Origin of the sequence: Chryseobacterium capnotolerans, assembly GCF_021278965.1 — a bacterium.
In the GTDB taxonomy this organism is placed as follows: Bacteria; Bacteroidota; Bacteroidia; order Flavobacteriales; family Weeksellaceae; genus Chryseobacterium; species Chryseobacterium capnotolerans.
Genome location: NZ_CP065589.1, coordinates 5,015,731 through 5,029,864, shown reverse-complemented (window position 1 = coordinate 5,029,864; position 14,134 = coordinate 5,015,731). Strand labels below are relative to the sequence as shown.

Below are 14,134 nucleotides of genomic sequence, written 5' to 3'. Positions count from 1 at the left end.
TATAGTTAGAGAGAGAGAAGGCTCTTCCAGCTTCCCTCTTCTGACTTCCAACCATAAAATAAATCCCGCAACTGAATTCAGCTGCGGGGTTTATTTTTTATTTGCTTAAATCTTCTTTTAATTTTTTAGCGGCATCCTCTACTTTCGCAGCTCCTTTTCTAGCTGCATCTTTGGCATCTTTTCCTGCTTCCTGAGCTCCGGTTTTGATATCTTTTCCTACTTTATTAGCTTCACTTTTAATATCCTGCCCAGCTTTATTAAGATCTTGTTTGGTCTTGTCTGCTGTAGCATCAATTTTATCCTTAGCTTTTTGAGCAGCGTTATCTATTTTATCACCTGCCTGATCTAATTTGGCATCGACCTTTTCTTTAGCTTCGGTTACTTTTGCTGAATCAACCATATGAGGAGATGTTTCAGTAGTCGTTGTGGTTGTGGTAGTAACAGAGCCATCTGCATTTTCTACCTGTTCTGTTTTTGATGTTGATTTTGTGCACGCAACAGTAAATACTGAGATCACAATTGCTGCAAGAATTTGCTTTTTCATATTGTATATTTTAAAGATGTTTTTGGATTTATTGTGTTTTGGCTTCAGTAGAGGATGGAGTTTCAGGAGTTTTTTTCTTTTTCTCAGCATCTGCTTTTTTCTTTTCCTCCTCTTCTTTCTTTTTATTTTCTTTGTCCAGTTCCGCCTTAAGTTTCTGCTCTTCTTCCAGTGCTTTTTTAGCCTGTTTTACAGAGTCCAGATATTCTGGCGAAGACATTTTGATCTTACGGGCAATATCTACGGTTACAGCACCATTAGAGAACGAATCAACAGCAGCTGTATCATAATGAATTTTCACATCCTGTTCAGCTCCAAATCCTGGAGATTCCTTCTTAGAACAGGCTGTTAAAAAAAGCCCGAAAATGAAAATGGCAGACAATAAATTTTTCATGGAACTAATTTAGCAGAAATTCTGCAATTACGGGATAGTGATCCGATAATTTCACAGACTGATCTACTTTATAACTTAGCGGAATGATTGATTTTGAACTAAAAATATAATCAATTCTTAAAGGAATTTTATAATCATGAAAGCTGGAAGCACTTCCCTTACCTGCTGTTAAAAACGCATCCTGAAGGTCTTTTCCTAAACTATAATATTCATAAGAATTGGGAACAGAGTTAAAATCTCCAGCTAAAATTACCGGATATGGGGAAAAATCAATAGCTTTTCTGATCTTTTTAATTTGATCTTCATGCGCCTGAAAAGTAGGAATCATATGAGACAGAAGAGTAGATACATTTCCAATTCCCATAGCATCCAGCTTAGTAAACATGGTTTTCTGAAGTCGGAAAGGTTCCAAATAAACATTTACAATTCTGATAATCTTTCCATTGATATCTACATCTGCGTAGAAAGAATTTCCTCTCGAATTATCTTCTATAATCTCTGCCTGTCGTACAATTTTATGTTTTGTTTTCAGAATTACGGAAGGATATTTTACCAGATCCTGTCTTAAAGCACGGTTGGTGTCTTTTTCCTGTACCAGAATGATGTCCGGATCCTGTTCTTTGATATAGTTTTTTACTTTATCCCAGCCATAATCACCATATTTAACATTAAAAGTAAGCACCTTAATATCTCGTATTGTTTTTATTTTATCTGGTTTAGGAGAAAAATTAACCCATCTTCTGATCGGATTATAAAAAAGTAATGTTCCCAGCGCAAAAGCAATAGCAATTTTATTTTTTTTGAAAACCCAGACCAGCGTAAGAAGAATATAGGCAGATATCAGATAGGGAAAACCTAGAGAAAGCAAATTAAGGTTCCCCAAAAGGTTAGGTGGAACCCATGCATTTCCCAATGTGCATAGCAGTAATACGGCAACAGCGATATGTATAAATAGTAATATCTGATTCGACTTCATGAAAAAACATTCTTGGTACCCGTTTTTTTAAGCAAAAACCCTACCAAGCAGCCAAATTTTAACTATTTTTATGATTATTTATCGTTCAAAGAGAGCACTGAAACAACCGGATAATGATCTGAAATACTGACAGAACGGTCAACGACATAGGAAGTAGCCTTTAGTGATTTTGCATAAAAAACATAATCTATCCTGATGGGAAATTTATAATCATGAAAGCTGGTAGCACTTCCCTTTCCTGCCGTCATAAACGCATCCTCAAGACCTTCTGACAAATGATAATATTCGTAGGAATTAGGAACAGAATTAAAGTCTCCGGCTATAATAACAGGATACGGAGAATTTTCTACACCTTGACGTATTTTCTTTACTTGATCCTGATGTATTTTAAAAGTAGGAATTAGTTTTCTTACAACACCCTTTACTTTTTGCTCATTGGCTTCCGCGTCTCCATCAAGCTTAACCATCTTCTTTTCAAACTGAAACGGATAAAGATAGATATCAACAAATCTATACATTCTTCCTTTTATTTCAATATCAGCTTGGAGACCACTTGGAAGGCTTACATCCTCATTTTCAGAAAAAATTAGTTTTTCATTGGATAGGTTATGCTTCGTAAGAATGGTTAAGAACCCGTTCGATGTAGTTCTATTATAATCTTTCAGTGTGGGATATGCCATTCCGCCATCTTCCTGCAAAAGAATAACATCTGCATCCTGAGCTTTGAGATAATTTAAAACCTCTTCCTTTCCCATAGTTCCTGCTCTAATATTAAAAGAAACAATTTTAATTGGGTTTGAACTTTCTTTATTTTCAGAAGAAAAATTAATCCATCGTTTTACAGGATTAATAAACGCCAATCCTATAAACATGAATACAAAGGCTCTTTTTTTCCAGCTGAATACCCAAAATACAGTTAAAATAATATATAATGTAATAAGAATGGGAAACCCTAAAGAAAGCAGATTAAACCACGGAAATATCTTAGGTGGAACATAGGCATTCAATAAAGAACCCAGCAATAGGAACAGAACCCCTGCATGCAGGATCAACAGTATAAGTCGGAAAATCTTCACAGGAAATGATTAATTGAATCTATATAAATGTTTTTTCCAGATCCTTGCCAATATCCAGCCAACTAAAGCTCCACCAACGTGAGCCAGATGAGCTATATTCCCTCCGTTTCCGGAAACTCCCAGATATACAGAAATTACAACAATAATTGGTAATAAATATTTTACTTTAATCGGAACTGGAATAAACATAATTCCAATTTTTGCATCAGGATACAGTGTTGCAAAGGCAGCAACTACACCAAAAATAGCACCAGAAGCTCCCATCATTGGAGTTTTTAAAATAGCATCTAAACTCCCTAGTAGATCTCTTTGTTTTAGAACAGTATCAGCATTTCCTGACAACTGTACCCCTGCCCCAGATATATAAGCATCTGTATTTAATCCCAAACTTTGTAAAGCCGAAATGATTTGCTGTGCTTCTACAAAATTCCATAAGTTAAATAGGAAAAACGATCCTAATCCACTGGCAAAGTATAATAATATATATTTTTTTTCACCCAGAACCTGTTCTAAAACCGGCCCAAAACTAAATAATGTAAACATATTGAATAAAATATGCATAAACCCGCCAGGTTCCCTAAATGGAGCATGCATAAACATATGTGTAATAATCTGCCACGATTTAAAATTAGGAGAAAAAGGATAAAATCCTGAAAGCGTATTGTATAAACTTGGGTAATATAAAAAATTAGCGATCAAGTAAACTACAATATTAATAATGATAATATTCCTTGTAATGGGTGGTATATTGTTAAACATTTTTTTTAAAATTTGTTTTTAAAATCATTAAACGGAACTTCATAGAAGCATCTTTTCCCATCCGGTAAAAACTCAGGGAAGCCTAATGCCGTAAAGTCTTTAATAACCTGTTCCGCATCTTTTTTATAAATAAAGTCAAATCTTGATTTTGACTGCATTTTACTCCATTGGTTGTGGTAGTAGTGCATGAATTCGTCTTCTGTTTTATAATCCAGGATCTCGAAAAGATTTTCCAGGAATTTCATAGCCTGTGTTTCTTTCAGTCCTTCCGGCAGTGAATCTATTCTTAACACACTTTCATGGGCAATTTTCATATCGAACCCAAGCTCAGGAAGATATTTTTTAATAGCTTCGTATTTACTTTTCTCAATCTCGTTCATATGATACTCCAAGGAGAAAAGCAAAGCATGGCTATTTGTATTCGTATTGGCTTTCCTGGTAGATTTATTATTTTCTGAAACTAACAGTCTGTGCATTCTTCCTAAATCAAGCATCAAAGTAACATCTCCCTTGTTGAACAGCCAGTATCCATTCGGAAGTCTCATTAAATCTTCATCAAAGTCTTCATCCTCAAACAAATTGATTTTTGAAGGCTCTGCAGTAATATTCTGATGATACATTTCCGTAAGGTTCTGAATTTCTTCAGGATGCACTACATTTTTTTCTTCCAAAAACGGATTATAATCTCTGTCTACAATAATCTCAGGCATTTTGATAACACCACCTCCGCCACCGTTTCCTTTGCTTGGAATGGGTTTGTTCATCATTTCATCCAATTCCGGATCTCTATCGAAATCAAGGCTTGGAGAAACATTATAAATTCCCAGTGATCTCTTAATCGTAGAACGCAGCAAAGCGAAAATAAGATGCTCATCTTCAAATTTCACCTCTGTTTTCTGCGGATGAATATTAACATCAATTTTCTCCGGATCAAGCTCCAGATAAAGGAAAAACGATGGAACATATCCCGGTTGAAGAAGACCTTCAAACGCCTCCTGCACCGCTTTATTAAAATAGGGGCTTCTGAAATATCTTCCATTCACAAAAAGGAACTGCTCACCTCTTGCTTTTTTGGACCCCTCAGGTTTGGCAACAAATCCGTGAAGCTTACACCAGATAATATCTTCTTTGATAGGAATCAGAAGCGGCTGTAATTTTCTTCCGAAGACATCTACAATACGCTGCATCTGGCTTCCTTTTCTCAATCTGAAAACAGCTTCATCATCATGAAACAAGGAAAATTCCAATCCTTCATGCGCTAATGCAACACGCTGAAATTCATCAATGACATGTCTGAATTCAATATTATTATTTTTCAGGAATTTTCTTCTGGCCGGAACATTATAAAATAGGTTCTTTACCAGAAAATTTGATCCTTCAGCGGTCTGAACAGGATCCTGAAACTGGAAAACCCCTCCTTCAATATATATGTTGGTTCCAATGGAAGCCTCCTTTTGCTTTGTTCTCAGCTCAACCTGAGAAACAGCAGCAATAGAAGCTAATGCTTCACCGCGGAAACCTTTTGTTGCGATCTTAAAGATATCTTCCGTTCCTCTGATTTTAGAGGTAGCATGTCTTTCAAATGCAAGTCTGGCATCTGTTTCGGACATTCCTTTCCCGTCATCTACGACCTGGATAAGATTTTTGCCGGCATCCCTGATAATCAGTTCAATCTTTGTTGCATCTGCATCTATAGCATTTTCCAAAAGTTCCTTCACGATGGATGCAGGTCTCTGCACCACCTCTCCTGCCGCAATTTGGTTGGCTACATGATCCGGTAAAAGCTGAATAATATCTGACATAAAAACGTAAATCAACTTACAAAAATAGTCAATGAAAATGGGAATTAAAACATTAAAAACGGGAATTAATATTTAATTATCAACATTTCAACAATACAGCTTTCTGCAAATTCTGCTCCAAACTGTTTGTGATATCAGCTTTTGATAAAGAACAATCCCCCATTGTTTTAATACCAATAGAGGATTGAACCAGCTAGTTTATACAAAAAATTAATAGTGATATTTACCCTGCACCAGGTATCTAATCCTAGTCTTCAAAGACCAGTTTTCTATTCTTTTTACTTTTAGGGATCCCATGGATCTTTTCATACAGATAAGCCAAAAGATTCGGTTTTTTATAAATTCTGTTGTATCTGTATTTTGTATTGAAGTGTCTTACATGAATTTTATACGCATCATATCCGATTACGATCATAAGACATACACTAATGACATAGAATACTCTAAATTCCAGATAATAATAGCTTAATCCTGAAAATACAGCTCCTAATACATAAGCCACCATAATACTCATGAGCAATTTTGCTCTTCCTATTAATTCACCATTTTTTCTGTATTTCTTTTGAGTAAACATAGAAACCAGAATTCCTAAATCGGTGGTTGTTCCCGTAAGGTGGGTGGTTTTAACGGAGAAGTTGGAAATACTTGCTGTTAAACCATTCTGTAATCCTGTAGCGAAAAGCATTATTGCTACTAAAACTTCCGTTTCTGCCAAGGTTTTTTGATAATATAATTGTCCATATACTCCTACTCCAAACAAACATAATATTTCCAATACAAGAGGCATTGCGTGAGCAAAATACTTACTCTTCTTGTTGAAGTTAATCACAATGAAGTTAGACAGGAAGCTTCCAAAGAAGAACAAGAAGATCCAGCTGGCCATAATTGCTACCTGAGACCAGTTTCCTTTACTGATTTCTGCCGCTAAAATGGCATAGTGACCTGTTACGTTTGATGTAAAAGAGAGAAATATAAGTAGGGATGCAATATTTATAGTTCCTGCTGTGAAAGCAGTCAGCGTCCCCAACCTGATATTGTCTCCCAATGTTCTGCTGTTACTATAATTTCTTAACATTTTTAATCTTTTTTAAATTGTGATGATGATTAGACCTCTACAAAGATCTCTGCCAGTCTTCCTCTTTCCGGAAGACTTTCTCTGATCTCAAGGGAAATTTCCCCAGATTGAAGACCTTTGCTTTTTCTGATATAAGGAACAAGATCAAATTTTCCTTTTCCTTTGCTTTTAATAGCTGTAGAATAATAAGCCTCTTCAATATTATTGGCTTCTACATATTGGTTGAAAGTTCTCTGAAAACTTCCTGTAAAGATGTCGCAGATAATCTTATTAACTAAATGAGGATATTTATTCTTAATGATTTCATAGCCATCACAGAATTCATTAGGCCTGATCTTGTTGAAAATAGTGGTCTTGGTATTGAATAAAAGATCTCTGATTGAATCTCCCGAATCATATCCTGAAACCAAAAGGATATTATATTGGTTCTGATCATCTGAAGCATCTTTTTCTCTCAGTACTTTTTTCAATATGTTTAATGACTCAAGAGAGTAATCTGTTGCAATTAAAATTGTTTTAGCCATGTTCTTATTATTTTGTATTGTGTTTATCTTTTTTGATGATACAAAATTAGAATGGCCAGATTAGAAGATCTTTGGAATGGAATTAAAATGTCATTAAAGAGATTAAAATGAGATTAGAAAATTGTTAAGAGGTATTAATATGAACAATTCCGCTGCAATCAAATCCACATAACAGCAATATTACCAACAACATAAGTCAATATTATTAAATTTTATCGCAGATAAAATCTTTGCACCTTAAAAGCATACACCATGTTAAAAATCTTGCGTCTTTGCGTTTCTCCAAAAACAATCAGCAAAATCAGAAGTGGAAAAAATTTTAATTATGTTGGAAAACGCCAAGGCGCAAAGGGTTTGAATAATAACCTGCTTTTAAGGCGCAAGAAAATCAAAGATTTTCAGCAAGTGCATATTTTAAAAGCAAAGATTCTATGTATCTATGTGGTTTAATTTTTCCAACCACATAGGTACATAGGCTTATAGGTAACGTAAAAAGTGATTAAAAAGTGGGTATTAAGAAAGACCATTAACATAACATATCTATCTAAAGTATTTGAGAAAACATTTACTTTCTACCTTCAGATTTACACAGTCTCTTTTTGTGTACTATAAAAGTTGGGGAAACGCATCTGTACTGTAGTTCCCTGATTTTCATTGGAAGTCACAATCAGTTCACCATGATGCATTCTTACGATGTTTCTTGCCAATGGAAGCCCTATTCCATAGCCTTCGTAGTTATTAGTATTAGAAGCTCTGAAAAACGGATCATAGATTTTATTCATTTCCTGTTGCGGAATTCCAATCCCGTCATCTTTTACAATGATGTAAACATCTGCATCTGTCGCACCCAAGGAAACTTTAACCTGTTGGAAATTAGAATATTTGCAGCCATTGCTGATGATATTGGCCACTGCAAGATGCAGAAGCTGCTCATTACCCTGTACTTTTAATTTTTTAGGATTATCCGGAAGCATACTGATATCCAGATAGATATTATTTCTGGAATCAATTTTTCTCAGGGTTTCAATAACATCCCAAAGCAACTGATCCATTCTCACCTTATCCATTTTCTGAATCTTCCCATCAAATCCGGTTTGGGCAATCATTAATAGGGCTTTAATCTTTCTATCCAGCTTTTCGGCTTCATCCAGAATGATTTCAAGGGTTTCTTTATATTCTTCCGGTGTTCTGCTTATAGAGAGAGCAACATCAGCTTCTCCCATAATTGAAGTAAGCGGAGTTCTCAATTCATGGGAAACATTTCCAATCAGATGATTCTGGGTTTCAAAAGATGTTTCGATACGGTTAAGCATTCCGTTGAAGGTGTCCACCAATTCATTCAGTTCTTTATTATCCGGTTGGGGCTCCAATCGTAAATGAAGATTTTCTGAGCTGATTTCTTTTACTTTCCCTGTAATTTTAAGAATAGGTCTAAAGAGTGTTTTCGACAGATAAAATGAGAAAATCATACTAAAGAACAACGAAAGCACAATACAGGTAAGCAATGTTCTTTTCAGGAAACCTAGATAGTAAATTACGTAATGGTTTTTGGCTGAGGCAATAGCAATATAATCTTTATCATCATATTTAAAGCTCTGCCCGATGTAATAGAATTCTTTATCATTATAGTTATCCTCACCTTTTTTCAGAACATTTTTGAAGAAATAATCAGGAATATGAACTTCCTGAGAGATTTTTTTGAAATTAGAATCTGTTGGAACAGCAAATACATAATCTTTTTCCATCGGAAGTTCCTCATCATTCAGATTGCTGAGAATATAATTTTCAGGGAGATCCAGGTGATCCTTGCTTTTTTCTATCTGAACAATAGTAGCCGTACGAATTTTTAAAAGCTCATAAAACCTCTGATGAGAAAAATTAACAATTGAAAAGTAAACCAAACCACTAAATAACAGTATAATGACGGTAAAAACCAACATTAAAAGCACCATCGTTTTGGTCTGATTTGTTATCACTTTATTAAACATTCATTATGCTTTTTTCAGAACATAACCCATTCCTATCACCGTATGAATCAATTTATTATCATCCCTATCATCCAGCTTTTTCCTTAAATAATTTACATAAACATCTACCACATTGGTTCCCAACTCATAATTTACTCCCCATACAGCATCTAATATTTCTGCTCTGGAAATCACTTTTTCAGGATTATGAAGGAAATAAACCAACAATTTGTACTCTGTAGAAGTCAATGTAATGTCTTCTCCGGCGCGGGTTACCTTTTTCGTATAATCGTTTACCGTTAAATCTGAAAACTGAAATACATGTTCATTATCTGGTTCCGGCTCAGCAATCTCTTGCGGCCCATTATTATGGCTTCTTCTTAGTAAAGACTTTATACGGGCTACTAATTCAATAAATTTGAAAGGCTTCACTAAGTAATCATCTCCGCCACTTTCCAGTCCCAGAACAATATTTTCAGAAGTCCCCAACGCGGTTAAGAATAAAATCGGAACACTTTGGTTGGTTTTTCTGATTTCCTTACACACATCCAGTCCGTTCATTTCCGGAAGCATAATATCTAAAATCACCAAATCGAAGTCATTAGCCTGCACCAGCTGTACACCGGTACGCCCGTCAAAAGCCACGGAAATTTCATATCCGTTTTCCTGAAGCCCCTTTTTAATAAAAGATACTACACTGGTTTCGTCTTCGATGAGAATTATTTTTTTCATAAATGAAATAAGGAGTTTTACAAAAATAGGGAAATTTTATTGGGATAGAAATATTGAATGGAAAAGCTTTTTAGGCTGGAAGAAGGAAGCTGGAAGCTGGAGGTTTCTTGAAAGCCATGTAGAACTGAAGATTATTTATTTTGGTTTTTAACGCTAGGCACGCAAAAGTTTTTAAATAATGCTTATAAAACGATTGCAAAGGCGCTTCACTCAGCAATGATCGTTTTCTTAGCTGAACGGAGTGCCCATGCGAACGAAAAATAAAGCAGCATAATTAATCAACTTGCGAACCTCGCGTTATTATTTTTTACACTTCTTATCATTTTACCTTTTCGTGAATTCTTCTTTTTGCCATACAACCTATATAGAATAATACTACCTTTGCTTTTCATTGACTACAGCATGAATGACTTTTTAATAGGGATCGGAAAGAGATTAAAGGATATCAGGAAAAAAAACAACTTAACCATTAATGAACTGGCTTTCAGAGCGAATGTAAGTAATGGCCTTGTATCCCGTATCGAAAATGGAAGAACCATTCCTTCGCTTCCTGTTTTGCTGGATCTTATCCAATCATTGGATATTGATGCAAGCTACTTCTTTGAAGGAGTAGAAAAAAAGTCTAATGCAAAATTCATTTATGTTCCTAAAGAGAGTCAGCAGGTTATAGAAAAAGAGGTTGAAGCTGAAGGTTTTAAATACATGCACATTTTTAGCAAAAGCCTTCATTCATTAGGATTTGAAGCAGTATTGCTTACACTTGAACCCAATTCTAAAAGGGAAAAAGTAATTACAGATGCCTGGGAATTCAAATTTATTCTGAAAGGAGAAGTAAAGTACATCATTGATAATGAAGAAGTCATCATGAAAGAAGGAGACTCCTTATATTTCAATGGAAAGTTCCCCCACGTTCCGGTAAGCATCAGTAACGAAAGCTGTGTGATGCTTGTTCTTTATTTTTACACCGCTTAGATTCCATTACCCAAAGTTTTTAGCCCCGGATACACGAATTATTTCTATGTGCCTGCCTGGTTACTTATTTTTTTAACCATATATTGATAGTTTTTAAAAGCTTTGTATTCATTGTTGTATTCGTGCATTAGTGGCAAAAAAAAAATTATGAGCAGTCTTATCGTGAGCTCTATCAAAAAAGTTTACTATTTGTAAACTTTCAGTTTTCTCATTTTGGGTTAAAATGAACGATATGTTAATCAATAATTCTTTTTCAATAGAAAATACTTATGGGGAAAGCCAGGTTTCAATAAATCCATAAAAATCTACAAATAAGCTACTTAATTAAAATACAGCTTATTTAATTTTCATCTTACTATATGTTTAGAAAGTAAAATTTGGGTAATAAATAGCCCTGATTTGTTAATCAATACTTAATACTAAATATTTATATATATTAAAATTATTAGCGTGATTTGCATAAAAAATTTAATATATGTAAAAATGAAAACAAATTTAGAGAAAATACTTACCCTTGCTTCTGTCTGTTTCATCACTTTTATTTCAGCACAAAAGCAGTTAATTATAGGAACTGTTCTTGACGACAGCCAGCCCCTTCCCGGCGCCACCGTCAAAATAAAAGGTTCATCCAAAAGCATTACCACTGATGTAGACGGAAAATTTACCATCAATGACATTAAAGAAGGTGAATATAGTTTACAAATCAGCTATATTGGTTATACCTCTACTGATATCACCGTTAATTTAAAAACTGATGAAACTACAGACCTTGGAACAATAAAACTTTCGCAACCCAGAAAGAATATTGATGAAGTTATTGTTACCGGAACTTTAAAAAACACTGAGGCAAGAGCCTTAAACTTACAGAAAAATGCCATTAACATCACCAATGTTATTGCTTCTGACGGCATCGGAAAACTTCCGGATAGAAATGCAGCAGAAACTGTTCAGCGTGTGCAGGGAGTTTCTATTGAAAGAGATCAGGGAGAGGGAAGATTCGTTTCTTTAAGAGGACTTCCACCATTTTGGGCATCCACAACCATTAATGGAAACAGGCTTCCCACAGCAGAAGAAGAAACCACTTCCAGAGCTACAGCTTTTGACTTTTTTCCAACGGAACTGATTTCATACGTTCATGTCAATAAGTCTTTTACTCCTGATCTGGAAGCAGATGGAATTGGTGGCGGAGTCAACTTTATTACCAAAACGCCGCCTATGAAAACGGAGTTTAAAGCCACATTAGGAAGCGGTTACAATGCTAAAGCTGATAAAGGAGTCTATAATCTTGGTTTTTTATTTGGTGGTAGAACAAAGGATAAAAAATTCGGATACTTATTCAACTTTGCGCATTTTATCAGAAACTGGTCAACGGATAATTTTGAGGCGAGAAGAAGCGGTGATGAAGGGGTTTTCAGAATGGAGCTTCGTGATTATAACGGTGTGAGAAAGACAACCGGAATTAATGCTGCATTTGAATATGTGCTTTCTCCTAAAAATACCCTGTACTTAAAAGGAATGTATGGAACTTTATCTGATGATGAAACCCATTACAAACACAGAGTGCGGTTTGATAAGTTCAGTTCAGCTAATAATACAGCCAGAGTAGAGCTTCAGAATATCCATAACTTACTGATTACGGAGCTTACTTCAGTCTCATTAGGCGGGGTTCATAATTTAAATAAAGGAAAGATTGACTGGGATTTATCATATTACGACAATCAATTTAAGTATGGAAATATCCCTGATAAACAGAACAATTCTTACTACGTAATTAAATACACCCAATCCGGAGTTGGTATCAATCCTGATTATATTTCTGATCGTGGAAATGGCCCAAGAGCTTATTGGAAAGCCGATGGTGGAAAGCTGGATTACAAAAACCCTGATGCCTTATTTGGCTTCTATAGCAATCCTGATTTTAAAATGGATGCTACTCAGATGAAGTTTACCGATCTTGAGTTTTATAAGGTTTTCGTACAAGAAAAAGATAAGATTGTAGCAGCCTTCAATCATGAGATCAATGCTTCTGATAAACTGACCTTAAAATATGGCTTCAAGTACAGGGATAAAGAGCGTAATGCCAAGTTCTCTGATATTTTCTATAACTGGAGCAACGGAGCCGCTCCTCTTCTATCTGGCTACTCTCAATTTATTACCACCCAACCCAATGGAAGAAAGTACTTGAGCGAAATGAATGCTCATATCGGAAATACTTTCGGGCCAGTACTTTCTACCGGAGGAATGAATCAGTTTTGGTATGACAATCAGGGAAATCTGAAAATCAATACTGCAGATTCTGAATCGTTAGAATACAATAAAGCATTAGGAAGGAACTTCGACGTCTTTGAAAAACATGCGGATGCCTTCGGAATGGCAACTTATAAATTGAATGATAAGATCACCCTTTTAGGAGGAATCAGATTATCAAATACCAACACCAAGGTAAAAGGATATAATGTAATTGATGATGTTCTGACACCAGTAGAGCACACCAAAAATTATCTTGCTGTTCTCCCAATGCTTCATTTGAAATATACTTTGAATGATAAAACTAACCTTCGTTTTGCAGCAACAAGAACTTTTTCAAGACCTAATTTCGGAGATCTGACACCAGGCGGAACTTATAGTGAAGCAGACAATGAGTTTAAGGGTGGAAACCCTAATCTTAATCCGACCTATTCATTGAATTTTGACCTGATAGGGGAATATTATTTCTCAAATGTCGGAATTCTAAGTGGCGGTATTTTCTATAAATCTATTACAGATCCCATCTTCCAGGATTCTTTTATTGGAGAATATAATGGAATGAACGGAGTACAATTCACTGCCCCAAATAATGGAAATGCTGCATGGCTAGGTGGCCTTGAACTAGGAATTACCAAAAGATTTGATTTCCTGCCGGGCTTCCTTAAATATTTCGGAGCTCAGGTAAATGCCACCTTCATGACCTCTGAAATGGAAAAACCAAGCGGAAGAAAGGTAGCTCTTCCTTATCAGGCTAAAGAGCTGTATAACGTACAGCTATTCTTCGAGAAAAAAGGCTTCAATGCCAGAATAGCCTACAACTATAAAGGAAAATACGCTGTAGAATATGCAGAGGACGACATCAACGATTCTTATTATGGAAAATACAGCAGCTTAGACTTCGGAGGTTCTTATCAGTTCACCAAAAATATAGGGCTGTATATGGATATCAACAATATTCTGAACAAACCACTGATCTACCACTTCGGAAAAAATGAAGATCGTCCTGAGCAGGTTGAATACTACGGAGTACGATGTAACCTTGGAATAAAACTGAACTTCTAAACCATCA

At 35.4% G+C, this 14,134-nt stretch carries 13 protein-coding genes; 3 read left to right on the top strand and 10 right to left on the bottom strand.

Annotated elements, in window-relative coordinates; all coding sequences use genetic code 11:
- Positions 1-97 precede the first annotated feature (97 nt).
- The 8 genes from H5J24_RS23940 to H5J24_RS23905 all read right to left on the bottom strand — a co-directional run bounded on the left by H5J24_RS23940 (position 98) and on the right by H5J24_RS23905 (position 7,147).
- The gene (locus H5J24_RS23940) at positions 98-544 is read right to left on the bottom strand and encodes a hypothetical protein (RefSeq protein ID WP_068941351.1); all 447 of its coding nucleotides are present in this window, start codon (positions 542-544) and stop codon (positions 98-100) included.
- Positions 545-572: 28 nt separating this feature from the next.
- Entirely contained in the window at positions 573-935 is a 363-nt protein-coding gene (locus H5J24_RS23935; protein ID WP_068941349.1) for a hypothetical protein, read from the bottom strand.
- A 4-nt stretch (positions 936-939) separates the two neighbouring features.
- Complete coding sequence (locus H5J24_RS23930) at positions 940-1,911, bottom strand: endonuclease/exonuclease/phosphatase family protein (RefSeq protein ID WP_068941347.1); 972 nt, start codon at positions 1,909-1,911, stop codon at positions 940-942.
- Positions 1,912-1,985: 74 nt separating this feature from the next.
- On the bottom strand, positions 1,986-2,987 hold the full coding sequence (locus tag H5J24_RS23925) for an endonuclease/exonuclease/phosphatase family protein (RefSeq protein ID WP_068941345.1): 1,002 nt from the start codon (positions 2,985-2,987) through the stop codon (positions 1,986-1,988).
- Positions 2,988-2,996: 9 nt separating this feature from the next.
- Positions 2,997-3,746 (bottom strand): rhomboid family intramembrane serine protease, encoded by a 750-nt coding sequence (locus tag H5J24_RS23920; RefSeq protein ID WP_068941343.1) that lies wholly within the window; start codon positions 3,744-3,746, stop codon positions 2,997-2,999.
- Positions 3,747-3,751: 5 nt separating this feature from the next.
- Positions 3,752-5,548: a DNA mismatch repair endonuclease MutL gene (gene mutL, locus H5J24_RS23915; RefSeq protein ID WP_068941341.1), complete on the bottom strand. Its 1,797-nt coding sequence runs from the start codon at positions 5,546-5,548 to the stop codon at positions 3,752-3,754.
- Between the two features lie 247 nt (positions 5,549-5,795).
- Positions 5,796-6,623, bottom strand: coding sequence for a YoaK family protein (locus tag H5J24_RS23910; protein ID WP_068941339.1), 828 nt, complete (start codon positions 6,621-6,623; stop codon positions 5,796-5,798).
- 29 nt (positions 6,624-6,652) lie between these two features.
- The gene (locus H5J24_RS23905; protein ID WP_068941336.1) at positions 6,653-7,147 is read right to left on the bottom strand and encodes a hypothetical protein; all 495 of its coding nucleotides are present in this window, start codon (positions 7,145-7,147) and stop codon (positions 6,653-6,655) included.
- 252 nt (positions 7,148-7,399) lie between these two features.
- Here H5J24_RS23905 and H5J24_RS23900 point away from each other — a divergent pair, with 252 nt between their 5' ends.
- Entirely contained in the window at positions 7,400-7,597 is a 198-nt protein-coding gene (locus tag H5J24_RS23900) for a hypothetical protein (RefSeq protein WP_068941334.1), read from the top strand.
- A gap of 134 nt (positions 7,598-7,731) precedes the next feature.
- On the opposite strand, the gene H5J24_RS23895 is transcribed toward H5J24_RS23900, so the two are convergent.
- Positions 7,732-9,135 (bottom strand): sensor histidine kinase, encoded by a 1,404-nt coding sequence (locus H5J24_RS23895; RefSeq protein WP_068941325.1) that lies wholly within the window; start codon positions 9,133-9,135, stop codon positions 7,732-7,734.
- Positions 9,136-9,138: 3 nt separating this feature from the next.
- Entirely contained in the window at positions 9,139-9,846 is a 708-nt protein-coding gene (locus H5J24_RS23890; RefSeq protein WP_068941323.1) for a response regulator transcription factor, read from the bottom strand.
- 402 nt (positions 9,847-10,248) lie between these two features.
- Between H5J24_RS23890 and H5J24_RS23885 the strand changes: the two genes are divergently transcribed.
- Together H5J24_RS23885 and H5J24_RS23880 are read left to right on the top strand one after the other, a co-directional pair.
- Positions 10,249-10,818: a helix-turn-helix domain-containing protein gene (locus tag H5J24_RS23885; RefSeq protein ID WP_082811064.1), complete on the top strand. Its 570-nt coding sequence runs from the start codon at positions 10,249-10,251 to the stop codon at positions 10,816-10,818.
- A gap of 483 nt (positions 10,819-11,301) precedes the next feature.
- Positions 11,302-14,127: a TonB-dependent receptor gene (locus tag H5J24_RS23880; protein ID WP_068941319.1), complete on the top strand. Its 2,826-nt coding sequence runs from the start codon at positions 11,302-11,304 to the stop codon at positions 14,125-14,127.
- The last annotated feature ends 7 nt before the right edge of the window (positions 14,128-14,134 follow it).

Bases quoted from the DNA above. Each gene is read 5' to 3' on its own strand.
- H5J24_RS23940 (WP_068941351.1), bottom strand. From the start codon at position 544: ATGAAAAAGCAAATTCTTGCAGCAATTGTGATCTCAGTATTTACTGTT.
- mutL (WP_068941341.1), bottom strand. From the start codon at position 5,548: ATGTCAGATATTATTCAGCTTTTACCGGATCATGTAGCCAACCAAATT.
- H5J24_RS23890 (WP_068941323.1), bottom strand. From the start codon at position 9,846: ATGAAAAAAATAATTCTCATCGAAGACGAAACCAGTGTAGTATCTTTT.
- H5J24_RS23885 (WP_082811064.1), top strand. From the start codon at position 10,249: ATGAATGACTTTTTAATAGGGATCGGAAAGAGATTAAAGGATATCAGG.
- H5J24_RS23905 (WP_068941336.1), bottom strand. From the start codon at position 7,147: ATGGCTAAAACAATTTTAATTGCAACAGATTACTCTCTTGAGTCATTA.
- H5J24_RS23920 (WP_068941343.1), bottom strand. From the start codon at position 3,746: ATGTTTAACAATATACCACCCATTACAAGGAATATTATCATTATTAAT.
- H5J24_RS23935 (WP_068941349.1), bottom strand. From the start codon at position 935: ATGAAAAATTTATTGTCTGCCATTTTCATTTTCGGGCTTTTTTTAACA.
- H5J24_RS23895 (WP_068941325.1), bottom strand. From the start codon at position 9,135: ATGTTTAATAAAGTGATAACAAATCAGACCAAAACGATGGTGCTTTTA.
- H5J24_RS23880 (WP_068941319.1), top strand. From the start codon at position 11,302: ATGAAAACAAATTTAGAGAAAATACTTACCCTTGCTTCTGTCTGTTTC.
- H5J24_RS23900 (WP_068941334.1), top strand. From the start codon at position 7,400: ATGTTAAAAATCTTGCGTCTTTGCGTTTCTCCAAAAACAATCAGCAAA.
- H5J24_RS23910 (WP_068941339.1), bottom strand. From the start codon at position 6,623: ATGTTAAGAAATTATAGTAACAGCAGAACATTGGGAGACAATATCAGG.
- H5J24_RS23930 (WP_068941347.1), bottom strand. From the start codon at position 1,911: ATGAAGTCGAATCAGATATTACTATTTATACATATCGCTGTTGCCGTA.